This window comes from uncultured Fluviicola sp. (assembly GCF_902168135.1).
In the GTDB taxonomy this organism is placed as follows: Bacteria; Bacteroidota; Bacteroidia; order Flavobacteriales_D; family Crocinitomicaceae; genus Fluviicola.
In genome coordinates this window covers 51866-74418 of record NZ_CABHOL010000056.1, presented here as the reverse complement: position 1 = coordinate 74418, position 22553 = coordinate 51866, and the positions used below count along the sequence as shown (strand labels likewise).

The 22553-nt window shown below is 41.9% G+C and carries 21 protein-coding genes; 5 read left to right on the top strand and 16 right to left on the bottom strand.

The genetic code is table 11. The annotated features are described in order from the left end of the window. Positions 1-46: 46 nt before the first annotated feature. The 9 genes from QZT69_RS19085 to QZT69_RS19045 all read right to left on the bottom strand — a co-directional run bounded on the left by QZT69_RS19085 (position 47) and on the right by QZT69_RS19045 (position 6767). A complete protein-coding gene (locus tag QZT69_RS19085; protein WP_294680328.1) occupies positions 47-640 on the bottom strand; it encodes a hypothetical protein in 594 nt (197 codons plus the stop codon). Continuing rightward, entirely contained in the window at positions 624-1385 is a 762-nt protein-coding gene (locus QZT69_RS19080; RefSeq protein WP_294680327.1) for a hypothetical protein, read from the bottom strand. Before QZT69_RS19080 ends, QZT69_RS19085 begins: the two co-directional genes overlap by 17 nt. A 15-nt stretch (positions 1386-1400) precedes the next feature. Continuing rightward, positions 1401-1958 carry a hypothetical protein gene (locus tag QZT69_RS19075; protein WP_294680326.1) on the bottom strand — a complete coding sequence of 186 codons (558 nt, stop codon included), beginning with the start codon at positions 1956-1958 and terminating at the stop codon, positions 1401-1403. Positions 1959-2042: 84 nt separating this feature from the next. Next, positions 2043-2405 (bottom strand): DUF4180 domain-containing protein, encoded by a 363-nt coding sequence (locus QZT69_RS19070; protein ID WP_294680325.1) that lies wholly within the window; start codon positions 2403-2405, stop codon positions 2043-2045. A gap of 1 nt (position 2406) precedes the next feature. Continuing rightward, positions 2407-3066, bottom strand: coding sequence for a hypothetical protein (locus tag QZT69_RS19065; protein ID WP_294680324.1), 660 nt, complete (start codon positions 3064-3066; stop codon positions 2407-2409). Between the two features lie 206 nt (positions 3067-3272). Continuing rightward, positions 3273-3860: a hypothetical protein gene (locus QZT69_RS19060; RefSeq protein ID WP_294680323.1), complete on the bottom strand. Its 588-nt coding sequence runs from the start codon at positions 3858-3860 to the stop codon at positions 3273-3275. Positions 3861-3981: 121 nt separating this feature from the next. After that, a complete protein-coding gene (locus QZT69_RS19055) occupies positions 3982-4959 on the bottom strand; it encodes a S41 family peptidase (RefSeq protein WP_294680322.1) in 978 nt (325 codons plus the stop codon). A gap of 172 nt (positions 4960-5131) precedes the next feature. Then, positions 5132-5701, bottom strand: coding sequence for a hypothetical protein (locus QZT69_RS19050; protein ID WP_294680321.1), 570 nt, complete (start codon positions 5699-5701; stop codon positions 5132-5134). Between the two features lie 172 nt (positions 5702-5873). Beyond that, complete coding sequence (locus QZT69_RS19045) at positions 5874-6767, bottom strand: hypothetical protein (RefSeq protein ID WP_294680320.1); 894 nt, start codon at positions 6765-6767, stop codon at positions 5874-5876. 737 nt (positions 6768-7504) lie between these two features. Between QZT69_RS19045 and QZT69_RS19040 the strand changes: the two genes are divergently transcribed. Next, positions 7505-9244, top strand: a complete 1740-nt coding sequence (locus QZT69_RS19040; RefSeq protein ID WP_294680319.1) for a T9SS type A sorting domain-containing protein — start codon at positions 7505-7507, stop codon at positions 9242-9244. Positions 9245-9381: 137 nt separating this feature from the next. Here QZT69_RS19040 and QZT69_RS19035 read toward each other — a convergent pair whose 3' ends face one another. The 3 genes from QZT69_RS19035 to QZT69_RS19025 all read right to left on the bottom strand — a co-directional run bounded on the left by QZT69_RS19035 (position 9382) and on the right by QZT69_RS19025 (position 12521). After that, the gene (locus tag QZT69_RS19035; protein ID WP_294680318.1) at positions 9382-9924 is read right to left on the bottom strand and encodes an SRPBCC family protein; all 543 of its coding nucleotides are present in this window, start codon (positions 9922-9924) and stop codon (positions 9382-9384) included. A gap of 170 nt (positions 9925-10094) precedes the next feature. Continuing rightward, positions 10095-11174, bottom strand: coding sequence for a hypothetical protein (locus QZT69_RS19030; RefSeq protein ID WP_294680317.1), 1080 nt, complete (start codon positions 11172-11174; stop codon positions 10095-10097). A gap of 90 nt (positions 11175-11264) precedes the next feature. Then, the gene (locus tag QZT69_RS19025; protein ID WP_294680316.1) at positions 11265-12521 is read right to left on the bottom strand and encodes an HD domain-containing protein; all 1257 of its coding nucleotides are present in this window, start codon (positions 12519-12521) and stop codon (positions 11265-11267) included. Between the two features lie 46 nt (positions 12522-12567). Here QZT69_RS19025 and QZT69_RS19020 point away from each other — a divergent pair, with 46 nt between their 5' ends. From QZT69_RS19020 to QZT69_RS19010, 3 genes are all read left to right on the top strand, one after another. Continuing rightward, a complete protein-coding gene (locus QZT69_RS19020) occupies positions 12568-14109 on the top strand; it encodes a PglZ domain-containing protein (protein WP_294680315.1) in 1542 nt (513 codons plus the stop codon). Beyond that, positions 14106-14522, top strand: a complete 417-nt coding sequence (gene tsaE / locus QZT69_RS19015; protein WP_294680314.1) for a tRNA (adenosine(37)-N6)-threonylcarbamoyltransferase complex ATPase subunit type 1 TsaE — start codon at positions 14106-14108, stop codon at positions 14520-14522. The genes QZT69_RS19020 and tsaE overlap by 4 nt, the downstream gene beginning before the upstream one ends. 308 nt (positions 14523-14830) lie before the next feature. Continuing rightward, positions 14831-16000: an alanine dehydrogenase gene (locus tag QZT69_RS19010; RefSeq protein WP_294680313.1), complete on the top strand. Its 1170-nt coding sequence runs from the start codon at positions 14831-14833 to the stop codon at positions 15998-16000. An 82-nt stretch (positions 16001-16082) separates the two neighbouring features. Here QZT69_RS19010 and QZT69_RS19005 read toward each other — a convergent pair whose 3' ends face one another. Further along, on the bottom strand, positions 16083-16781 hold the full coding sequence (locus tag QZT69_RS19005; protein ID WP_294680312.1) for a hypothetical protein: 699 nt from the start codon (positions 16779-16781) through the stop codon (positions 16083-16085). A 100-nt stretch (positions 16782-16881) separates the two neighbouring features. Here QZT69_RS19005 and QZT69_RS19000 point away from each other — a divergent pair, with 100 nt between their 5' ends. Next, positions 16882-18099 (top strand): sensor histidine kinase, encoded by a 1218-nt coding sequence (locus tag QZT69_RS19000; protein ID WP_294680311.1) that lies wholly within the window; start codon positions 16882-16884, stop codon positions 18097-18099. A 607-nt stretch (positions 18100-18706) separates the two neighbouring features. Here the strand turns inward: QZT69_RS19000 and QZT69_RS18995 are convergent. The 3 genes from QZT69_RS18995 to QZT69_RS18985 form a co-directional block, all read right to left on the bottom strand. Continuing rightward, positions 18707-20479, bottom strand: a complete 1773-nt coding sequence (locus tag QZT69_RS18995; protein ID WP_294680310.1) for an AAA domain-containing protein — start codon at positions 20477-20479, stop codon at positions 18707-18709. 104 nt (positions 20480-20583) lie between these two features. Continuing rightward, positions 20584-21774: an ABC transporter permease gene (locus tag QZT69_RS18990; RefSeq protein WP_294680309.1), complete on the bottom strand. Its 1191-nt coding sequence runs from the start codon at positions 21772-21774 to the stop codon at positions 20584-20586. Then, positions 21771-22547, bottom strand: a complete 777-nt coding sequence (locus QZT69_RS18985) for an ATP-binding cassette domain-containing protein (protein WP_294680308.1) — start codon at positions 22545-22547, stop codon at positions 21771-21773. Before QZT69_RS18985 ends, QZT69_RS18990 begins: the two co-directional genes overlap by 4 nt. Positions 22548-22553 lie beyond the last annotated feature (6 nt).

The window sequence follows — 22553 nt, the reverse complement described above, 5'->3', positions numbered from 1 at the left end:
GTTTGACAAGTAAGTTAAGGCCGTTTAATTTGAAATCCTACTTAAATTATCTTAATTGAATGATTGTTATGTGAGTACTTTTATTTCGTTCATGAAAAAGCCTTAGCAGTGCAATCAGAAACAAACTACCAAACAAAATGGTCAATGCCAAAACTCCCATGGATGATAATGCCTGGAATAAAGCGATAATTGCCTCACTGAATCTTTTACCGGAATAATGAGCTTTATCTGTAGGGGTTAACAATGCAATTACGTAGATAATCGGAATAATGACAAGCGCCACAATTGTTCCGCGAGTTTTAAATTTTACCGTGTCTTCCCTAAAAAGTGTGAATGAATTCGGGAAACGCCTGATCATGAATTTTTTAAATTCATTCATGGTATCCAGCTTTTCCCAACGGATCAAGAGCGTTGAGCTGTAGTATTCCAGTGTGGTTGTTTTTTTCTTGCTGTCGATTTCCAATACTCTCAAATAGGATAGGGGAATGGAAGCCATTTCGGCCAGTAATTTTGGATGGTACTCAGAGGATTCGATTTTCCCGTAATAAAGCATGTCTTCCGAAATAAAGACCGAATCCTGGCTAGTGGAAATCCATTGCGCAACAATTGTATGTTCTTCCTGATCAGTCAAAGCCTGCAAAACTGGTGATTTTCCACTGCCCATTGATTTTTTCTAAAATAGGATGCTCCTCACCTGAAAAAACCAGTTGCTCTTCTTTTACGAACCCGCTTATTTCTTTATCGGCAGTTTCGATTTTAATAAACCCATCGATGCTTTCTGTGAACTTAAGAACTTCGTAGGAAAGTATTGCTGTTTTCTTTGAATTGGCAGCAGGTCTTTCATAAACGATGGTTTGAGGCGAAACACATATTGCAGTAAAATACCAATCAAAATCAAGATCCATATCTTTAAAAAAACGGTCGCATTGAGCATAAGGAAAACGAAAGATTTCCTTGTTATTATCCCAAGCACCTCCTAAATCAAGGTAACGTTTCATTATTCGCCAAAAAGGTGACTTTTCCGGATTCACATCCAGTTTCGATTCCTCCAGGAAAGTTTGTATCCCGTACATTCCACCGCCCCAGCTAGATACAATTCCGGTATCCAGGCAGGAGATCAGCCCGGGAACATCTTTTCGATTTACAATTTCTTTAAGTTTTATTACAAATATGCGCAGTGATTTATCCGAAAAACTTTCATCAACCGGCGGAATCTGGTATTTACTTTCATGGATCCGTAACTCAGAAGTTTCTTCAACCGGCGTCAGGATTTCCTCAAATTGAGGTTTAACTTCCGATTTTGGAAGGTCTTTTTTCGGCTTCTTATCCGAACAGGAAACTAGCAAAAGTACTAAAAGCAGGATGGGAAGTACGGTTGTTTTCATCGGATGGGCTATTTATTAGCGATTCTTCCAGCGATAAAGGTTGAAACGCTTCTGGTTGTCCAGGTCATCCAGGTGAAAACCGGTAATCTCATTGACTTTATACAGGGATTTTCCTTCGTCGTTTCCAATGTAGCTGACACATGAAATGACAAAGTCCTCTTCGGTCACATCGTGAATGAAACCGGTATAAAGGGATCCGCCATTCAGTTCTGTACTTGTAAAGAAATCCTGATTTCCTTCGAGCTGCACGAGCAAATCAAATTGCCATTCATCGTGATTGGGAAGGTTTAAATGGAATGAAATACCTGATTGATCATTTACCTGTTCAATGATATACTGCAGACAGGAAATATAATCATTCCCATAATCAATGTTCTGGATTTTATCGATCGGCCAGATCAGGATTCCGTCTTTTTGTCCGTATTTGGAATAATGCTGGATCAAAACGAGGGTTTCGTTGTAATCGATCACATATCCGGCCCAAAAATTATCGGTATTGCCGTATTGCCAGAATTCAAGAATTTCTTTGGTCAGTTTGGAGCGCTCCAGTAAGCGTATAAGGATGTTGTCCATGATTATTAGTGGGTTATTAATTCTGAGATAAAAATAAGAAAGATTAGATGATTCGGAGGGAATATTCCGCTTGATCATTGATAATTATCCTGCTGATAATTTGTTTAATGCTTCTTCCACCGAACCTAAAAAGTTGATCAGTTTTCCCTTATTGGATTCGTACATGAAATCGGTGATACTTTTACTTTTATAAGCAGAAAAATCACCCACAATAGCCAAACGAACACGGTAATTTGAGAACTTCTGAAGGATTTCTCCTGCCATCCGGTTCTTCAGATCAAAGAATGCGGGTGTGATGTTTTTGGCATGAATAATAACGCGGTCGAAACCCTGGTAATACACATTTCCAAGCAGGTCAAGCCCGTCTTCTTCCTTTTCGATTACCAAGCCTTCCGCACTTATTTCCGCAATGGAAATGTTATGAATGGTATGAGTTGTTATCTCCATCTTAATTAATTGGTACAATGACCCATTTTTTGCTGATTTCAAACAGCTTGTTAGTTACTTTTTGCGCTTTTACCTGGTAAGCTTCCCAACGGATGGTCCTGTCTGGCCATTCAAATTCTATTCGCAAGGGCAGCGACTGCGATTTTTCATAGATTACATCGTAGGCATTGCCTTTGCAGTTCTTAAAATGCTCCGGGTTTACCGGGAAATCTTTGGAACAGTAATACCTGCGGTAAGAAACAGGTCCGTCTTGTCCGGAGGGAATGAGTTTTAAGGTCACAACGACGCAGGCATGCCCCAGTATCTTTTCTTCGTAATCTCTTACTTCTACATCCATGACATCCATGTCTGAAAGGGTTCCGTCGACCCGGTAAGCAGTGTCTGATTTGCTCAGCGGTAAATAATTGACAACCTGGTCGGCCCGGTAAAGATCACCGGCAAAGAATGCGTCGTGATTCACGAATTTGTAATTCCCCTTTTTATAGTAGTATTCCGATTTTTTGCCCAGGGCGGTGTAATCGTAATTAACATCGAAGTTTTTGTCTTTTGCCGTCACGGTATGTTTGTATCGGATGACACCTTCAAATTCTTTTTGGGCTGCAAGACCGGTTCCGTAAAAAGAACAAACAATCAAAAACAGAAGCTTCAAACCTGATTTCATGACGCAAGGATTAAACATTAACTAGTTTAAATATACCTAGAATTGGTAACTACAAGAACTTAAAATAAGCTAAAATGCAAAGAATTGAGCTGTCGAATAAATCACTATAGTTTTATTTCCCGCAGATTACGCGGATAGCGCAGATTCATATTTAAGATTAAGATAATATTCCAATATCCATCTGCGTGATTTGCGCGATCAGCGGGCTAAAGAAGAATCTCGTTCTTATAAAGTTCTACCAAAGTATCAAAAGAAAAGCGGTTGGCAGCACGTGGAGAGGTCGAGTACAAAACTACCAGTTCGATCGTTCTGTCATTGTATTGGAACGCGCTTTTGATCGGTCTTTTACCGGCAGGGAAGCGGTGTTTGATGGCATGAAAAGCTAAAAAGTTATTGAACCAGCGGGCTGCACTTTCTTTCCCGGAACTGCTGGTGAAAATGATCTTGCGGATACCCGGGTTTTCGTCCAGGATTTGGAAGATATTCATGTATTCAACCACGCTCAGGTTTTCATCCAGCGAACTATTCCCGCTGCGCTGAATGTGCCGGCCCATGTCTGTAATAGCTACGCCCAGTTTCCGGAGAATTCCTTTTCGTTCTTCGACTGCTAATTCTCCATTCGGATACTGTAATTCCACTTCCGCGATCCGGGCCATGACTTTCCAGAAAAGATTGGCTTTGTTGGGGTAAAAGAAATCGAACGACCAGTTGCGCCTGGTGGGAGGGAAAGTGCCGACAATCAGGACACGGCTGTCTTCCGGCGCGAACCAGTTCCAGGGATGCAATTCTTCCATTCTTCTAAGGTAATCATTTTCTACCTTGTTGGCTTATTTGCCTTTGCGGGGAAAACTTCGTCTTCATCAGGCAATACCACCTCTTCCAATACTTTTAAGAAGAGCAGTTAAAGAATGCAATTTATTCTTTTAGAATGTACTTTACTGTTTCTTCGATCCAATGATCACTTTTCAGTTGAACATCCGGAACAACACCCTTGCCCTCGATGGATTTTCCTCCGGCTGTTTTGATTTCGCAAACGGGAACGTAAGCGAAGTAAGTATCGAACGGAATCATGATGACCGGGTTTCCAGCACCGGCTGTTGTTTCTCCTAAAATGGTTGCTCTTTTTGTTTCTTGTGCGATTAAGGCAAAGTATTCCGCAGAGGAAGCTGTGTTTTTGGAGATAATGATATAAACAGGAATGTCAAAGAATTTTGGACCGTTGGAATAATTGTAAGGAACTTCACTTTGATGCCATTCGTTTTCTCCTCCACATTTCTTTAATAAAACATCTTGGTAATCCGGGCTTTCATATAGATGATGATTCACAAAACCTCCCATTCGACCATCGCCTCCAGGACAATGAGAAATGTCAAAAATAAGGTGGTCACATCCCTCAAGGAAAGTGAGCGCAGCAACAAGTTTTTGAAAGGATTGATCATCGGCTATGAATTCAGTCCATTTGATATACCCGATGTTATTTTCCAGTAATTTTATTTCCGTGAATCCACTGAAATGATTTTTCGGCTCTTCTGAAAGTTGTTCTTCCCGTGTACCATCATCCGTTTGCGTTGGAGTAGGTTCCTGAATACCAATGTAGAAGTGAAGATCGTGGGTTATATCTCGAAGCAGCAGAGATAGTTTGTCTGTTAAGTGCTTGGCGGGAACTTCATAAAACTCCTTGTTTTTCAACTTCTTCATTAAGATTTTTTCAATCTCGTTGGCCTTTGGTTTGTCGAAATAATGTTCTTTAAGCACCGAACAGTAATGGATGACCAGACTATCTGTTTCCTTTTTGGAAAGTGTATCCGAACGGTTAACCAAACCTTGTGAAAAGCTGTTGGCGGTCAGGAAATAAGCAGCAAGAAACAGGAATAGTCTAAGTATATTTTTCATGAATCATAAGTATGTGTGCACTAACTTAGATCAAATTTGAATGACTTTCAATAGGAAAAAATGGATTGCTTCTCTTTTAACTAAAAATTAAAACTTTTTCAGCAAGATTATTTATCTGTTCATAAGGAGGAACTAACTGGCTATTTCGCGTGTATCAGATCCATAAAATGCATTATTTCCGCCTAAACTTCCCGGATTGTTCGATACGGTATTTGAGTGTTTCGATGACCGGTTCTTCACCCATATAATTGTAATTCGTCACTGTGATTTCGTTCTTGGTGACTTTCCCCACGGAAGAAAGGGCAGATTCCGCGATCTCGTCGTAGGCAATTATTACCCGGTCGATGAGTTGGTAATCTTCCTTCGAGTAAGCGATCAAAAAAGTCTTCATTTCGTTTTCAGTCGCAGCAGTAACCGCCATCAGATCAACAGCCGTTGTAAAGGAAATGCGGTACCTGGCGTAGAAATTCTGAGCATTCTCGTCGAGGATTTTCAGGTTTAACCGTGAAACCAATTTTTTAGAAAGCGGGTCTTTTCCGTTGAAACTGTCAAAATTGGTGGAATCAATCACCGGAACTCTTTTGAACGGCACTGTCGCCAATAAATCCGGTTTTTGCGGTTGAGCACCTTCCGGGTCTTTTAATAATTCTGCTCGTTGCGCTGAATCGCTGCCGCTGGTGCAGGAAAAAAGGAAGCCGGAGAGGATTGCTAAAGAAAGAAAGGTGATGATTGATTTATTCATAGTACAGTATTTGCGCGTGTTTTAAAAATTGTATTTCCAAATTAACCAATTTTTGGCTTGATTTAACCATTAATAGCGCATTGAAACCAATCAATTAGAAGAATACGAATAGGGTTACCACTTCCAACCCGTCATCTCTGTAAAACTTATGTGGTTTTTCGCTGCAATATCGTTATTCGGTTGAAGTAATTTGCTTTACAGTAGATTCTATAACATTAAGATTGTTGTAGTCAGGAAAGCATTTTTGAATATCAGAATTTTGACTAACAGGAAGAATTTTAACTCCCTTATCAATTAACTCTGCTACGGTTGAAATTGATAGTTTTAATCTTTCAACAGTTTCGGGATCGTTGTGATCGTAGTTTTTATTTGCTATAGCGTTTGCTTCTGCATCCAATATATTCTTCATTAGAGTTTTTTGAGCATCAACAAATAGTGCAAGAGAATCGTTTTTAAGTTCCAGTGTTCTGGCATGTTGTTCAAAAATTTTTACCTCTGCATTCTTTCTTTTTATTACACCTGCAGCCCAACAAATACCAGCAACTAATTTCACCGCAGATATTGTTCCTAAAGAAATATATAGAATTATAGAACCTTCTTGTGCGCTTATAATATTAACTGTTCCATTTATACTTTCATTTATAATAGGCGTCTCTATTGCCTTTTTAAAATCTTTCGCATATTTTTCAAGATTGTCGAATGATTGAATTTCTGGGATTTTGATTAAAATAGTGTCCTCATTTCCAAATATGGCCGATTGTTCAGCAATTTGCTTAAATGTTTCAAGTTTGATTTTAATTCGATCAATTGCGGAATCAATTTCAACTTTTTGCGAAGAGTTGATTTTTTGACTGGGATAATTTGATTCAAACAACCAAGATTTTTTTAATTGAAGAATTTCCTGCTCAATGAATGGGATTTCTTCAATAAGATTAATTGATTGTCTAAGATCAACTAAATTCTTTGTGGAGTATGAAAGAGAATCATTTCCAGTAACATATTCTGCAGAAAAGCTAAGTTTTGGAAGTACTTCTTTTATTATTTCGTGATATTGTAGAAAATTCATCAGACAAGCTAGTGTTTCAGTTTCAGTCCCGCAAAGTAAAAATTATTTTCAGAACGGGTATACATCAGATCACATTTAACCCACATCCCATACAAATCAATGAAAGTATCGTACAAAATGCCTTAAGGCCTATACAAATGAGTTAACCCGGTATTCCAAATCGAGAGAGTACCCTATACAAAGCAATGTGTGTTGTGTAACAAAGCACTTTATGAACCTAAACAAATGAGTTAACTAGGTAGTACAAATCGCGAAAGGATCCTATACAAAGCAATATGTAGTATGTGACAAAGCACTTATGAACCTAAACAAATGAGTTAGCCAGGCAGCACAAATCGAGAAAGTACCCTATACAAAGCACTATGCAGTATGAACAAAGTACTTTATGCACCTATACAAATGAGTTGGCCAGGTAGTACAAATCGTGAAAGGACCCTATACAAAGCAATGTGTGATATGTAACAAAGCAATTTATGCACCTATACAAATGAGTTGATGAGTCAGTGTGAGCCGGAGAATTACCCTTCCAAAAAACGACTTAGAAGCTTACGATTCTGCCACCCTCCTCCTCATTCTACTCTGACGGAGTCTGACACTCATCAGAGTCGTCTGACCTCCAAAGGGGGAAGGCTTTGATCTGTGTCATTTGCGCAATCCGCGGGAGACATTTGAAGCACTATATCGGTTTACCAAAATTATTGTTGGTTTGCACGAGTTTTCCGTTGTAATTTTGCCGGATGAAATACGTTTTATTCGCTCTTTTACTTGCTCTTGGGATCACTGCTTCGGCACAAACCGTTCCGGTGCGCATTGTCTCCTACAACCTGTTGAACTTTCCCAATGGACGCAACGATTGTGGTAGCAGTAATGTCAATCTTCCCAACCGGGCAGATTCCCTGCGTAAGATCATGCAGTACCTGAAGCCGGATATTTTGGCAGGATGCGAAATCCAGACGGCTGCGGGCTGTGACAGCGTTTTGAACCGGGCTTTGAATGTCTTCGGGACCACGTACTACCAACGAGCGCAATGGGTGAATAATTCTGCGGGGGGCGATTTGCAGAACATGTTGTTTTACAATGCTTCCAAACTGACTCTGAAAGAACAGCGCATTATCCAAACTTATCCGCGTGATATCAATCACTACATCTTGTATGTAAACGACGCAACTCTGCCGCAGCATCACGATACCTGTTTCATAGAAGTGTTCATGTGCCATTTGAAAGCAGGAAGTGCGAGTGCGGATCAGGCTGATCGTGCGGCTCAAACCCAACTGCTTCGATCGGTGCTGGACGAAAGACCACAGGGGCGGCATTTGTTCGTTTGTGGTGATTTGAATACCTACCGCAGCAGCGAAGTATGCTATCAAAACCTGGTAAGCGGAGCTGCAAATTTCCTGAAAGATCCGATCAACATACCCGGAAACTGGACAAACAACAGTTCATTCGCAGCAATCCATACACAATCTCCGCGTGCAAGTGGTTCCACTGACTGTGGTGTTACCGGCGGATTGGACGACCGTTTTGACCATATTTTAGTGTCGCAGAACGTCATGAACGGAACGAACCTGCTTCAGTACAACACCGGTTCCTACAAAGCGATCGGTAATGACGGGAACCATTACAACCAAAGTATCCTGGCGGGAACAAATTCCCAGTATCCGGATTCGGTAGTGCGCGCCTTGTATTATTCCTCCGACCACTTGCCGGTAAAAATGGACGTAACAGTTGCTATTCCTGCGAGTAACGGCCTGAACCTGACATTGACCTATGCGGGCAGCGGGTGTCAAACCGGAGGTACTAGCGTAACCGTCCACCCGAATTTGGGTCAGGGACCTTATTCATATCAATGGAGTGCAAATACCGGTTCACAAACAACCTCTACGGCAACGAATCTTCAGGAAGGGAGTTACTGTGTGACCGTAACGGACAATAACGGATTGACAGACCAGGTTTGCTTCGAAATAGCATCTGCAGAACCAATCAGTGCCAGTGGTTTCCCCGGAATGGATGAAGGAACTTGTAACGGAGAAACATTTGTCGTTGCTACGGGCGGTAATGCTCCGTATACCTACCAGTGGAATGATCCGCAGAATCAGACTACTGCAACGGCAGTGAATTTGTGCGCGGGAACATACACTTGTGTGATAACCGACCAGAACGGTTGTTCGGTCACTGTCGAAACAACCATTTTTTCCAGCACGACTTCAGTAACGGAACTCTTTGCCGGGAGTCAGTTCACGCTCTTCCCGAATCCGGCAGCAGAACAGGTGACTATTCGAAGTGAAAATGCTTTTGAATTGGGAATAATCGAACTGAGAATTCTAAGTGTTTCCGGGGAAGTGGTGAAAAAGCAGGTCGTTGATTTTTCGAATAACCACGAGGTTATGATTCCATTATCGGATTTGAAAAGCGGGGTTTATTTCGTGGAATTGCAGAAAGATGGAGTTTCCACGCAGAGAATGTGTGTCAAGCAGTAGGAATTAACCAGGAAGAATGGTGAGGCATTCGTAGAATTGAACCGCAAGCGTTCATTCTTTGCGGTGTATAATAAGAAAAAAGGGTCATCTCGTTATTGAGAGTCCTTTCACTCTTTGCGGTTAACAAAAAAAGCGGATTACTCCGCTTCTAACATTCGTTTCATATTCCCCAGTCCTTCATCAAAATCTTTTCCGATGGCATTTTCCATGTTGAAGAAAAGCATAAAGGCATTGAAGGGCCAAGGCGTTCTGCTGGTGAATCCCCAGGCAACGCGTGTATGTTCATCGCCCTCGGCAGCAACAGTGAAATAAGCATTTGCAATACTTTTCATGGGTTTTAGGAAACGCAATTCAGTTTCGATGCGTTGATTCGGGATCAGTTTCATAATCTCCTGTTCTCCTTCACCCACTTGTTTGTGGTCACTTTCCCATTTGGAAGTGAATCCGACGGTTTTGTCTTCCCCGATGTAAGTCTTTTTCATGTTCGGGTCCAATTGAGTCCACTTGCTCCATTGGTCCTGTTTTTTCAGAGAAGTCAGGAAGTCATACGTTTCAGGTAGTGGTTTGTTGACTGTAATGGTACGCTCTACGGCAAAATCTTTCTTGCTGAAAGCAGCAATTACTAATACAAGGGCAATCAATCCACCGATCGCACCCAGAATAATCCAAACAATCATCATAAGCTTTAATTTTGTGTAAATAAACGATTTTTTTTAAAGACTAGAGACGCAAGACATTGGACCAAAGACATGATTTGAACAATCAAAATCACCTTTAGTCTTATAAATTCAAGACTGGTTGGTTTCACCCAGATCACGTCTTGAGTCTTTTATCTATAGTCTTAAAAGTCTTAATGTCTCGTAGTAATTTCCCAATTCTCTGTTTGGTCAGGGTTTTTGGTTTGATCGATAATCAGTCTGAAGGTTGTTTTTCCTTTTTCCTGGTTGGAAGATAACCGGAATGTGAAGTCATCCAGATCAATCGCTTCTTCGGATGGATCTTTGTCCGTGAAATAGCTTTGAATTGCCGAGATTTCTTTCGTAAGCGAAGTGTTATTCTTCAAATATTCCAGGAAACGGTCTCTTTTCTGCCAGATGAATTCCTGATTTTTTCCCTTATAGGCGAATGTTGCTTCCAAAACCAGGTTGAGGTTATCGCATCCTGAGAAATCTGCTGAAAATGTAAATTCTTGGGTGCTTAATTTCTCGTGTACCGATTCCGTGTAATTGTGCATGTCGATTGTTCGGGTTACTTCTGATCCACGGAAAAGCTGTTTGTTTTTCCATTTCGCCAGTTCGCACTCTTCGAGGTAACTTTCTTCGTACACGTTCCCGTTTTTGTAAATAAAGTTCAAATCTGTAGCGTCTAAAGGTTCATCGTCTTCCGGCATGTAAGTTCTGTAATTCTGAGTTGCCTCGACTTGTAATTTACCCTTCTTATAGCTGATTACTTCCAGGATATTGTAAGAAAATGCCGCATAGGTCAGAATTTCGTGCCTTTGCGCAATTCGGTCATCCGGTCCCATGATGAGGTATAAAATCTCCGAGTTGGTATTCGCATTCCCTCCCAGCATTCCTTCCGAATTGCGTGTCAGGATGTAATCCGTCAATCCATCGTGATTCAGATCTTCTGCCGCAATTTTGCTATAACTGACTTCGTAAGGATCACCGTCATTTTTAAATGAAACCGACTGATTTTTATAGTCGATCTTTGCTTTCCGGTCGTCTTTTGCTTCTTCGTCTACAAGGAATTTCAGGATATCAAAAGTTTCCTTTTCGCGAACAGGTCCGGATTTTTCTGCTTTCACAAATTCTTTCTGCTTCTTTTTGGAAAGTGATTTCTGTACGGATTCACCACAGGAAAACACGAATAATCCCAGTAACAAAAAAGAGCTGATCAGTTGAAGTTTTTGAAATAATTTGAGTTCCATATCGATTTGAAATTCGCATGCAATAAAAAGGCAGAGAGCAAGATACGAGCCTGGATTCCGGTTTCGTCTTGGCTCATTACACTCAAAGTCTTAATGTCTGATTACAGGGTAGCACAAACAATATTTCTCAACCGGCTGTGCCAATGCGGAAATGTTCAGGTTGTCCGAAGCTTTGGAAACATCAATCGTTTGTCCGTCTTTCTTCAGGAGGTTAATGGTTTGTTTCACCTGGCTGTATGCATTGTTTGAGAGTTGTTCGGAATAGACAAAGTAGTTGATTTCTTCGTCATTCAACTGAAATTGCGTGCGCACCAATTCTTTCTCCATCAAAATGCGGTCGGGACTGAATGGTTCTTTGGCTATTTCTACTTTGTGAAGGTTTCGGTCTACCAGGTTCCTTGAAAGAATGGACAATACTTTGTCGGGGTGGTTCTGCCACACTTTTACTGCTCCCATGACATCGAAATCGTCGAGTTGAGCGAAAGTATTCAGGATCGCCGGGTTTGTTTCAAAATCTGATTTTTGGATATCCCGGCTCATAAAGAACAACAAAGCCGGACTTCCGAACAACGTTTCACCGTCTCGGATAAGTTTCTTGGCCCTTCGCAAAATATTGATCAGCATAAATTCGCCCGAAACAACTGTTTTATGCAGGTAAACCTGCCAGTACATCACACGTCTTGCTACCAGGAATTTCTCGATGCTGTAAATTCCCTTTTCGTCGATTACCAGCTGGTCGTTGTGTACATTCAGCATTTCGATGATCCGTTCCGTACCCACAATTCCTTCGGAAACTCCCGTAAAAAAACTGTCTCGGGTTAAATAATCCAGTCGGTCCATATCCAGCTGACTCGAAACCAATTGGTAAAGGAATGTTTTGTGGTATTTATTGGCGAAGATCATCAGTGCCCGTTCCAAATCGTCCGAATGGTCAGGGAAATCCCGTTTCAATGCCTGGATAAAATAGTATGAAATCTGCTCGTGGCTGACATTCTTTACGATGTCGTACTCCAGCGCGTGACTGAATGGTCCGTGCCCGATATCGTGTAATAGAATCGCAATCAAAACGGCGCGCTCTTCTTCGATGGTAATTTCATGGCCTTTTCTGCGGATTACTGCCACAGCCTGCGACATGAGGTGCATAGCCCCGATTGCATGGTGAAAACGGGTGTGCAAAGCCCCGGGGTAAACGAGGTGCGTCATTCCCAATTGCTTGATTCTTCTCAATCTTTGGAAAAAGGGATGCTCCACCAGGTCGAAAATAAATTCGTCGGGAATTGAAATAAAACCGTAAACCGGGTCGTTGATGATTTTCTTTTTATTATTTCGATGTGTGTTTGTGCGCAATTGAATACCTTTATAAATCAATTCAAAGCTAATTAATCTTTAGGATATGCAAGCAAAGATTCTGTGGGCAGATGACGAAATGGAGTTCCTGAAACCTCACGTACTCTTTTTGGAAGCAAAAGGATACCAGGTAGAACTCATTAACAACGGTAGTGAAGCGGTGGAAAAATGCCAGGAAAACAATTACGACATTGTCTTTTTGGACGAGAATATGCCGGGTATTTCCGGTTTGGAAACATTGGCGCGTATCAAGGAAATTACCCCGATGACCCCGGTTGTAATGATTACCAAAAGTGAGGAAGAATCCATCATGGAAGAAGCGATCGGCAGTAAGATTGCGGACTACCTGATCAAGCCCGTTAACCCGAACCAGTTATTGCTTTGCCTGAAGAAGAATCTGGACCACCGGAAATTGGTTTCGCAAAAAACGAATTCAAACTACCAGCAGGAATTCCGTCAGTTAGGAATGCAGCTTAACGGTCGTTTGGATGCGGAAGAATGGAAAGATGTTTTTAAGAAACTGACCTACTGGGACCTTGAATTCAAAGGGATCGAAGACCAGGGAATGCGCGAGATTCTGGATGCACAACGCAAGGAAGCAAACGATTTGTTCTGTCGGTTTATTGAAAACAATTACGAAGATTGGTTCAACGGTCGGGAAGAAGCACCTGATATGGTGCATCACCTGTTAAAAGAGCAGGTCTTTCCATTATTAGATGAGCGTGTTTTCCTGATGGTTATCGATAATTTACGTTACGATCAGTGGCAGATCCTGAAACCGATTATTTCGAACTACTTCAATATCGAGAAAGAAGAAATTGTCTATTCCATTTTGCCTTCTGCAACGCATTATGCCAGAAACGCCCTTTTTGCCGGGTTAATGCCCTCGGAAATAGAAAAACGCTTTCCAAATCTTTGGTTGAACGAGGAAGATGAAGGTGGAAAAAATATGCAGGAAGCGGCCTTCCTCGAAGGAAACCTGAAACGTAACGGGAAAAATATCAAATGGTCGTACCACAAGATTACGAACCTCGATGCGGGTAAAAAACTGGTAGATCAGTTCCATACACTTTGGGACAACCAGTTGAACGCTATTGTTTACAATTTTGTCGATATGCTTTCTCACGCCCGTACTGAAATGGATATGATCAAGGAATTGGCAGCCGATGAAGCTGCTTACCGCTCATTGACACTTTCCTGGTTCGAACATTCTCCGCTGCAGGAAATGTTTAAGAAAATTGCCGAAAAAGGAGGGAAGGTGGTGATCACTACGGACCATGGCACTGTTCGTGTGACGAATCCTGTGAAGATTGTCGGAGATCGAAGTACAAATACCAATCTGCGTTACAAAACAGGCCGCAACTTAAGTTATAAAGACAAAGAAGTTTTTACGATCAAACATCCGGATAAAGTAGGGCTGCCCAAATCCAGTTTGTCTGCAGAGTTCGTATTTACCCGTGAACAGGACTATTTCGTCTATCCGAATAATTACAATCACTTTGTAAACTATTACAACGACACATTCCAGCACGGAGGAATTTCAATGGAGGAATTATTGATCCCATTCGTAATTTTACAGTCGAAGTGAAAGAATTGATAGCACATAATTTGGATGATGTTCCGTTTGTTGCCAGGGAATTATTGGAAATACTCGGAAACAGAAAAGTTGTAGCTTTTTATGCGGAAATGGGTTCGGGAAAAACAACCCTTATCACAGCTGTGCTGCGTGCAATGGGCATAGAATCCCCGGAAGGTTCCCCGACTTACTCGCTGGTGAATACGTACGATTCTCCTTACTTCGGAGAAGTCATGCATTTTGATGTTTACCGGTTGAATTCTGTGGAAGAAGCTCTGGATGCCGGTATCGAAGAAATGCTGTATTCAGGCGCGATTTGTTTTGTGGAATGGGCGGAGATCATTGAGCCTTTGCTGCCCGAAGAAGTTATGAGGGTGAAAATAACGTTGAATCATGCCGGTGAACGGATTGTACACATTGATTGAAACCTTTTTGAATTCTTGAATATGTAAATTTTAAGCTTTCAGAATTCTATTGTTCGCTTGTTCGCTAATTTGCGAACACTTTTCAAGTTAGTTGTCTGAAAATTAATAAGTTGTATTTTTAGTTCCGACGATTTTTTTCCTTGTTTTAAGGGATGGAATGAGGAAGTATTTTTGAATAATGTCTTTGTTGGGAACGCTATTTCATATTCCTTTTTTTCGTAACTTCGTTTGGCTAAAATTGGACACAGACTATGGTAAAGGACCCGGAATTACTCAAGCAACTTTTGAAAGAGGGCAATATTCTTCCAATGGAGGAAATGCTCGAAATTGCTAAGAAAAAAGGAAGATTGGTAATCGGGATCCCAAAAGAACAGAGTTTCCAGGAAAGGCGTGTAGCGCTGGTTCCCGAAGCGGTTTCATTTTTAGTAGCTAACGGACACGACGTACGTGTGGAGAGAGGTGCAGGTGAATCCTGTAAATTCAGCGACCGTGAATATTCCGAAGCAGGAGCAGAGCTTTGCTCATCGAATAAAGAGATTTTTGAGTGTGATATCATCCTGAAAGTCACGCCGGCATCGGAGGAAGAGGTCGACCTGATGAAAGGACATCAAACCCTGATCTCTGCCTTACAATTAAGTATTCAGCCGAAAAGTATTCTTCAGAAATTAATCGATAAGAAAATAACGGCTATTGCATGGGATTATATCCGTGATGAGCAGGGGGTGTTTCCCGTTGTCCGGACTATGGGAGAAATTGCCGGAACAACATCCATTTTGATTGCCGGAGAATTACTTTCTTCCTTCAACGAAGGAAAAGGGATTATGCTGGGCGGCATTGCCGGTGTACAGCCCACAGAAGTAGTTGTGCTCGGTGCAGGGACAGTGGGTGAATTTGCTACACGTGCTGCAATAGGTTTGGGAGCTTCCGTAAAAGTATTCGATAACAGCTTATCCCGTTTGCGCCGTTTGCAGAACGATTTGGGGTCACGTATTTATACTTCAGTTTTACAACCGAAGGTTTTGGCAAAATCAATCATGCGGGCAGATGTGGTAATCGGTGCAATCCGCTCCCCATTGGGAAGAACACCTTGCGTGGTTTCCGAAGAAATGGTGGAGAACATGAAAGAAGGCTCAGTGATCGTAGATGTGAGTATCGACCAGGGAGGATGTTTTGAAACCTCGCGGGTAACCAATCACAACAATCCTACTTTTGTAAAACACGGAGTAGTTCATTACTGTGTGCCGAATATTGCTTCGAGAGTTCCCAGAACGGCATCATTTGCACTCTCCAATATCTTTTCCCCGATCCTGATGGATATGGGAGAATCGGGAGGATGTCTGGACCTGATCCGGAATGACCACGGTTTCCGCTCCGGTGTTTATATCTACAAAGGAATCCTGGTAAGTGAAGTGTTGGGGCGTGTTTTCGACCTGAAATACAAGGATATTGATTTATTGATGATGGGCTTGAAAGGGTAATTATCAATTATCAATGATGAAATTATCAAGAGGAGTAAAACTCAACTTGATAATTAATAATTCTGACATTGATAATTCTGTTTTATCCGCCGCGTTTATTCCCTTTGTACTTCTGTTTCTTGTTAGTCCACTTATAGCGCTTCTTGTTGAAATTCTCACTTCCGCGTGCGCCTGAGTTGAACTTATAAACAAGACCTACATTGTGCTGCAGGTAGTTTCCTCCGGCTAAATTTCCTCCTGTGATGGCAAGTTTCCCGGAAGACTGGATTTGAAAGCCTAAGCCCCTGAAGAAGAATAAATTGACCCCAACACCTATATTTCCGGTTAAAGCAGTTACTCCCGGCATAGGTGTGCGCTGCGTCATCCCGATTCCCAAAGAAACATAAGGATCCAGCCAGCGTGGAGTAATTAATGGATAAAAGCTGTATTTGCAGTTCAGGTCAAGTGACAGGAATACCCCGGAACGACCAATAGTGTCATTAATTAGTTTGGCAGGTTTGTAAGTAACAAACGCACCGGAAAACTCTGCGCTCAATCCGTACTTAAAGTATTTGTCGACCATGATACGCGTTGGGAAATATTCGTAATTCCAAGATTGCGCAACGTCAAACGGCTGACATAATCCCCGACCGTCATCTTCTACTGCTGTCCAGCTTACACCGATCATCCAGGAGTAAGGTTTGCGATTTCCCAGCACGTATGGTTGAGCATCAGCACTAGTGGTGATAAACAAAAAAGTGAAAAGTAAGACAGCATGTAAAAAGGTCTTCTGCATAGGCATGGATCGAGTCTATTAATTTTGCTTCAAATGTATACAGCATATCTGACATAACCCGCATTTTTAAAAAAAAATGTTGGTATATTAGCCAAAACTGAAACGCGTGATAAGCAATAAATTAGGACTAAAATGGCCTGAGTCAACACCTGAATGGAAGGGAAATTTAGTTCGTAAGGTCAATTTCCTAAGTTTGATTGGAGTCCTGAATGTAATTGCTGCCTTTATCGTTTTTCAAATCATTGGGTTTCAATTCCTGAATTTTCATCTTTTTGTCGTTTTGGGGTTGGCAGCAACCATCTTTTTGCTGAATTACAAGGGAAAGTTTATTCTGGCTTCTTACCTGTTTTTTGCAATTGGTATTTATTTGCTGGGAGTGGCCACCATTTATATGCGGCTGGAAAGTAATGTATTAATGTACTTTTTTCCGTTAACACTTTCGATTGTCCAGATTTATGGGAGAAGGGAGACTTTTGTGCATTTGATTATCTGGTGCACGATTTATTTCCTGACCATTGGCTTACTGGTAATCTTCGGACCGAAATATTACCCCATAAAGATTCCGGATACCACAATGGATGCTTTGAAAATCTTTAACGGGCTCTTCGCATTCTTTTGCGGTTTAATGCAGATTACTGTCATTACCTGGCTGAATATCCGGCAGGAAGAACAAATCCGGAATGTTATTGACGAGAAGCGACTACTTTTGGCGGAACTTTACCACCGGGTGAAAAACAACCTGAATATTGTAACGAGCCTCATCAATATCAAAAAGAACAATTCAGACTCACAGGAGGTTATAGATGCTCTGGAAGATTGCCGTGGACGCGTATACTCCATGGCATTGGTGCATCAGCAAATGTATTCGGGTTCGAAAGTTGGGAATTTAAATATGATGAATTACATGGTAGAACTGATCCGAAATGTAGAACACGCTTTTGGAGGCGATGCGGACGTTATTCTGGAAGTAGATTCAGGGGAGCTGATTCTACCCATTTCAAAAGCAGTTCCTATTGGTCTGATCATGAATGAATTGATAACGAATTCGTATAAGCATGCCGCGATACCCGATAAAAAGCTGATTGTTAAGATCCATGTTTCTCAAATCGGTAATTCCCTTCAGATTGATGTCACAGATAATGGCCCGGGAATCAAAGCGGGTAAAGAAGAAAACCCGTCCAGGCTCGGTTTTGAACTGATCCGATCCCTGTGCGAACAGATTGATGCAAGTTTTATGATCGGTAAGAAGACTGCTGAAGGTCCGGGAACAAACATTCAGATCAAGATCATTGATTATACGGAGAAGGCACAGCTTTTTGTGTAGCAGGATATCTATCCCCCCTTTGTCCCCCTCCGAAGGGGAATTTTTTAATCCTCTTAGCAAAGAGAAAATTGTTTACTTCTTAAATTTTGAAGAAGAATTCATCCTTCAAAGGTGAATCTTATGTTTCTCCCTTCGGAGGGTGATTTCGTATTATAAGGCACACTTGTTTTTTACAATTGAAAGAGGATCAGAATAAATGGCCCTTACGCGAAGAATCGTAGCAAACAAGAAGAGCCAGCATCGCTGGTGAAGACTGAAGAAAACCTGCAAGGTGTCTTCTGAAGGAGGAGCGAAAAAAAGCATTCTTTGTTTGAAGTCCGAACCGCTTTAGTGGGGCGGACAAGTTTCGAATGCTTTCGTGTAAAGACCCGTAGTTTGCAGATTCTTTAGTACTACTTGTCCCGATATTTCGGGAGGCCTAGAGCTTTTTGTTACTTTTTGGGGCGATGCCAAAAAGTAAGATTGATCAAATAAATGAGCTTTGTGCTGTTTACTAGTCAATCGCCCTTCGGAGGGGGATAAAGGTCTGACGAGTATCAGACTCCGTCAGAGGGGAAGAAGACCAAATCGCTCATATTTGTAATCTTTCTAAGATTTAAATTCGGAATCATTCAAACTCCCACGCACTTCTGTAAACCCCGAATTGTTCAATTTCATTCAACAGTTCAGAGTAGAAAGGATCATTTCCCAGTGTAGCACTGTCACCGATTAAATAGCAAGCTCTTTTAGCACGTGAGACCGCCACATTTGTTCTGCGGTAGTCACTGAGAAAACCGATAATTCCATCCGGGTTGGAACGTGTGAAACTAATAATAATGTTTTCTTGTTCCTGGCCTTGAATGGCATCAATGGTGGAGACTTTCCATGCGCTTCCCAATTCTTTCTCCAGGCGCGCAATTTGTGCAGAGTATGGAGCGAGAATAACCGTCCGTTTGGGGTCAGGGGATTCTGATTCTATTAGTTTTTGAATGATGCGGATCTCATCTTCGTTTTCAAAGCTGCCGGTAGTTTCGTTCTGGATTTCACCTTCTCCAAATCCGGCCATATCGATAAACTGGATCTGTCCTGCCGGCATTCCTGCCGCTGTTTGTAAAAGTCCCTGGTAGAAATAGGGGTTGATTACTGAAACAATTTCCGGGGACATCCGGTATTGCTCATTCAATAAAATGGGATGCTGGAACTCCGTAACGGTTTCTAGTAAACTCTTGTTCAATCCTAATTGAATTGCTTTTGAGCTCAAAACAACCGGCGGTAATTGCTGCGGATCACCACATAATACCAATTTCTTCCCGAAACTTGCCGTCAGCCAGGTTAAAGGAGCCAAAGCCTGGCCTGCTTCATCCATAATCACAACATCAAACGAATGGTTTTTGGAAAGCTCGTTGAATAAACCGACAGGTGTTCCTGCAACGACGGAACTCGATTCGATCAGTTGTTCTTCCGAATCATGTGCCAGTTTTCGCAGTTCTTTTTGTAATTCACGGAGTTCTTTTCGTGCCGTGCGTTTTTCGTCTGCTGCTTCTTTGGTATAATTCCGGATATGCCGGTTGGCAATTTGTTCGGCCTTCTGAATTTGCTTCTTCAAACTTTGACCGTATTGAGCGGCTTTTCCGGAATCCAAATAAGCATCAATGGTGTAAGGCATTATCTCCGGAGCTACTTTTTCTTCGTTTCCAACGCGTAGAAGTGAGATTTTAGCAGCTGCGATTTTCTTGCATAAATTGTCAACCGCCGTATTGCTCGGAGCGGTGATGAGTACTTTTTTTCCGCGTTTTACCAATTCTTCAATGGCAATGGAAAGTGTGTGGGTTTTACCTGTTCCCGGAGGACCCTGGATGACAACAGTTGGATCCGGGCTCAAAATAGCACCGACAGCACGCTGCTGGGAAAGGTTGAGTGTCGGATGTTCGAAAGAAGCTGTTTCTTTTTCTGTTTGAAAACTGCGTTCAAATTCCTGCAGGTGTTTGTGCTCTTTCAGGAAACGCAATCCCAGCTGCATGCATTCCAAAGTCCGGTCATCCGGAGTGAAATCTACCCGCACCGGATTTTCCCGCACATTTCCCTCCAATTCTTCTTTGCAGAAAAGGAGCAGGGAATAGGCATTCAGTTCTACAATCCGCGCTTTGTAAGATTTGTTCTCTATGTAAAATAAAACGCTGGCACCTCTCCTGAAAAAAGCATTGTTGATCACGAAGGAAGTTTCCAGCTGGTAAAAGTCACCGTCGATTCCACTGCGAATCTCTGCAATTTCACAAGGAAATAAACTCAATCCCTGTTTGCGCAATTCGTTGGGTGAAGCCTTTAGGTTCTCAGCAGCAAGTGCTCGGGAATAAGAAATTTCCTCCTGAACAGCTTGTTCCAAATGCGGGTGTATCGACATGACTTGTTTTTATCTCACGAAGATAAGGGCAATTTTAACCGTAAAGAGTGAAAGAGCGCAAAGAATCAGATAAAACTTTGCGCCCTCAGCGTCTTTGCTGTAAATCAAGAGATCACATTGTTTTCGTTCTCAAACTTACGGTAGGAAAACAGGACAGCAATGACAGCCAGCAATACCATCACCCCGAAAGCCATGGCGACTAAATGCCATTCAAGCGTACCGGCGATCAATTCTTTGGTTGCCAAAACAATGTTTACAACCGGGATCAATGCCGTTACTTCATTCAATTCTACGCCCGGGAAAAACCCGACCATTGCAGGCAAAATAATCAATAAATTGAGCGGAGAAATAATACTTTGTGCTTCCTTGAAACTCTTTGCACGAACAGCGATCGGTATCATAATTCCGGCAAAGAAAGTAATCAGCGGAATCAGCAAAGCGTAAAGCATGATAATAAATGTCGGTGAAAGAATGTCTTTAATTGCCTGAAGAAGAACAGGGTCTTTTACCAGGTTCAGTACTTCAATTGACAGGTAAATACCCAATAAATTGAAAGTCGCAGCCAGTAATCCGGATAGTACCACAACACCCATTTTCCCGAAAAGGATTTTCCAGCGGGGAACAGGAGTGGTCAGCAATGTCTCAATGGTTGCCCGTTCTTTTTCACCGGTAAACAGGTCGATTGCAGGGAACATACAACCCATAAAACCGAAAGCAATGAACAAATAGGGAAGGAACCCGCCGGCAAGTTTCCCGATCATTTCTTTACTGGAAGCTACATTGGAATGCTCCAGGATGAACGGAGTTATCTTTGCTTCGTCAATTTTAAGCTCGGCATACCGCTGCTTTTTCCAGTTTTCCTGCACATAAGTTACGTAAGCATCTGCGCGTTCTTTCATCCCCAGATCTGTCCCGTCATGGAAAACAGTAACGGAAATCGGCTGCATGGCACTTTTTAGCTGCTCGGCATTATTCGGAATGTAAATTCCCACCTGGATGGAATCCATGCGGATTGCCCGGATCAATGAAACGGTATCTGTAAACGGAATGAATTCTTTTTTTCCAAGACTTTCGGGAACTTTTAGTAAGTCGGCTTCAAGGCTTCCTACCTGGTTGCTCACCAATCCTATTTTCACTTTCTTTTCCGCTGCTTTCTTCTGGAAACTTTCGGATACGGACATGAATACACTCATGATCATCGGGAAAACCAATGTTGGGATGACGATCATCATCATCACCGTTCTGCGGTCGCGCAATGTGTCGCGCAGTTCCTTTTTAAATACTGTAAAGATCATCGTGTTTCAGTTTTTTGGTCGTGAACAATTCGAATAAATTCTGCTGTCAGGTTTGGTGCCTGCTGCTGTGCCCGGAATGCTTCCATGGTATCATTAAATAAAACTTTTCCTTTGTGGATGATGGTAATGTCATCACAGAGCAAGTCAACTTCTCCCATAATGTGGCTGGAAAAGATCACAGTCTTTCCCTGGTTTTTGCAATCACGAATAAGCTGGATAATATTTTCAGCTGTAATCACATCTAAACCGCTGGTGGGTTCATCAAAAATGACAACCTGCGGATCGTGGATCATGGTCCTGCAGATAGAAACTTTTTGTTTCATTCCCGTGCTCAGCTTCCCGATGCGCTTGTTCTGAAAATCGTGCATATCGAGCAGATCATATAATTTCTTCTTACGCATCTCAATATCGTTCTTTGAAACACCGTATAACTCTCCGAAGTATGAGATGAGTTCGTTGGGAGTTAGACGGGCATAAAGTCCTGCAGAACCGGTTAAAAAACCAATATGTTTGCGTGCTTCCTGCGGATTTTTCACAGCGTCGATATTATCGATGACAATGCTGCCTTTAGTGGGCTTGAAAATCGTCGATAACATGCGGAGTGTAGTCGTTTTTCCGGCTCCATTGGGGCCAAGAAGCGCATGTACACGACCAGGAAGGCATTCGAAACTGATATCGTCTACAGCGAGGACGGAATTCTGGTTAGTTCCCAATTCTTTCTTTTGCTGTCTGTTTAAAGTAAAAGATTTACTGAGATGCGAAATTTGAATCATAGATGA

Excerpts from the sequence above, each read along its gene's own strand:
- QZT69_RS19065 (WP_294680324.1), bottom strand. The coding sequence starts at position 3,066 with ATGAAATCAGGTTTGAAGCTTCTGTTTTTGATTGTTTGTTCTTTTTAC.
- QZT69_RS19070 (WP_294680325.1), bottom strand. The coding sequence starts at position 2,405 with ATGGAGATAACAACTCATACCATTCATAACATTTCCATTGCGGAAATA.
- QZT69_RS19075 (WP_294680326.1), bottom strand. The coding sequence starts at position 1,958 with ATGGACAACATCCTTATACGCTTACTGGAGCGCTCCAAACTGACCAAA.
- QZT69_RS18985 (WP_294680308.1), bottom strand. The coding sequence starts at position 22,547 with ATGATTCAAATTTCGCATCTCAGTAAATCTTTTACTTTAAACAGACAG.
- QZT69_RS18995 (WP_294680310.1), bottom strand. The coding sequence starts at position 20,479 with ATGTCGATACACCCGCATTTGGAACAAGCTGTTCAGGAGGAAATTTCT.
- QZT69_RS19080 (WP_294680327.1), bottom strand. The coding sequence starts at position 1,385 with ATGAAAACAACCGTACTTCCCATCCTGCTTTTAGTACTTTTGCTAGTT.
- QZT69_RS19035 (WP_294680318.1), bottom strand. The coding sequence starts at position 9,924 with ATGATGATTGTTTGGATTATTCTGGGTGCGATCGGTGGATTGATTGCC.
- QZT69_RS19020 (WP_294680315.1), top strand. The coding sequence starts at position 12,568 with ATGCAAGCAAAGATTCTGTGGGCAGATGACGAAATGGAGTTCCTGAAA.
- QZT69_RS19055 (WP_294680322.1), bottom strand. The coding sequence starts at position 4,959 with ATGAAAAATATACTTAGACTATTCCTGTTTCTTGCTGCTTATTTCCTG.
- QZT69_RS19040 (WP_294680319.1), top strand. The coding sequence starts at position 7,505 with ATGAAATACGTTTTATTCGCTCTTTTACTTGCTCTTGGGATCACTGCT.
- QZT69_RS19050 (WP_294680321.1), bottom strand. The coding sequence starts at position 5,701 with ATGAATAAATCAATCATCACCTTTCTTTCTTTAGCAATCCTCTCCGGC.
- QZT69_RS19060 (WP_294680323.1), bottom strand. The coding sequence starts at position 3,860 with ATGGAAGAATTGCATCCCTGGAACTGGTTCGCGCCGGAAGACAGCCGT.
- QZT69_RS19010 (WP_294680313.1), top strand. The coding sequence starts at position 14,831 with ATGGAGGAAATGCTCGAAATTGCTAAGAAAAAAGGAAGATTGGTAATC.
- QZT69_RS19005 (WP_294680312.1), bottom strand. The coding sequence starts at position 16,781 with ATGCCTATGCAGAAGACCTTTTTACATGCTGTCTTACTTTTCACTTTT.
- QZT69_RS19030 (WP_294680317.1), bottom strand. The coding sequence starts at position 11,174 with ATGGAACTCAAATTATTTCAAAAACTTCAACTGATCAGCTCTTTTTTG.
- QZT69_RS18990 (WP_294680309.1), bottom strand. The coding sequence starts at position 21,774 with ATGATCTTTACAGTATTTAAAAAGGAACTGCGCGACACATTGCGCGAC.
- QZT69_RS19045 (WP_294680320.1), bottom strand. The coding sequence starts at position 6,767 with ATGAATTTTCTACAATATCACGAAATAATAAAAGAAGTACTTCCAAAA.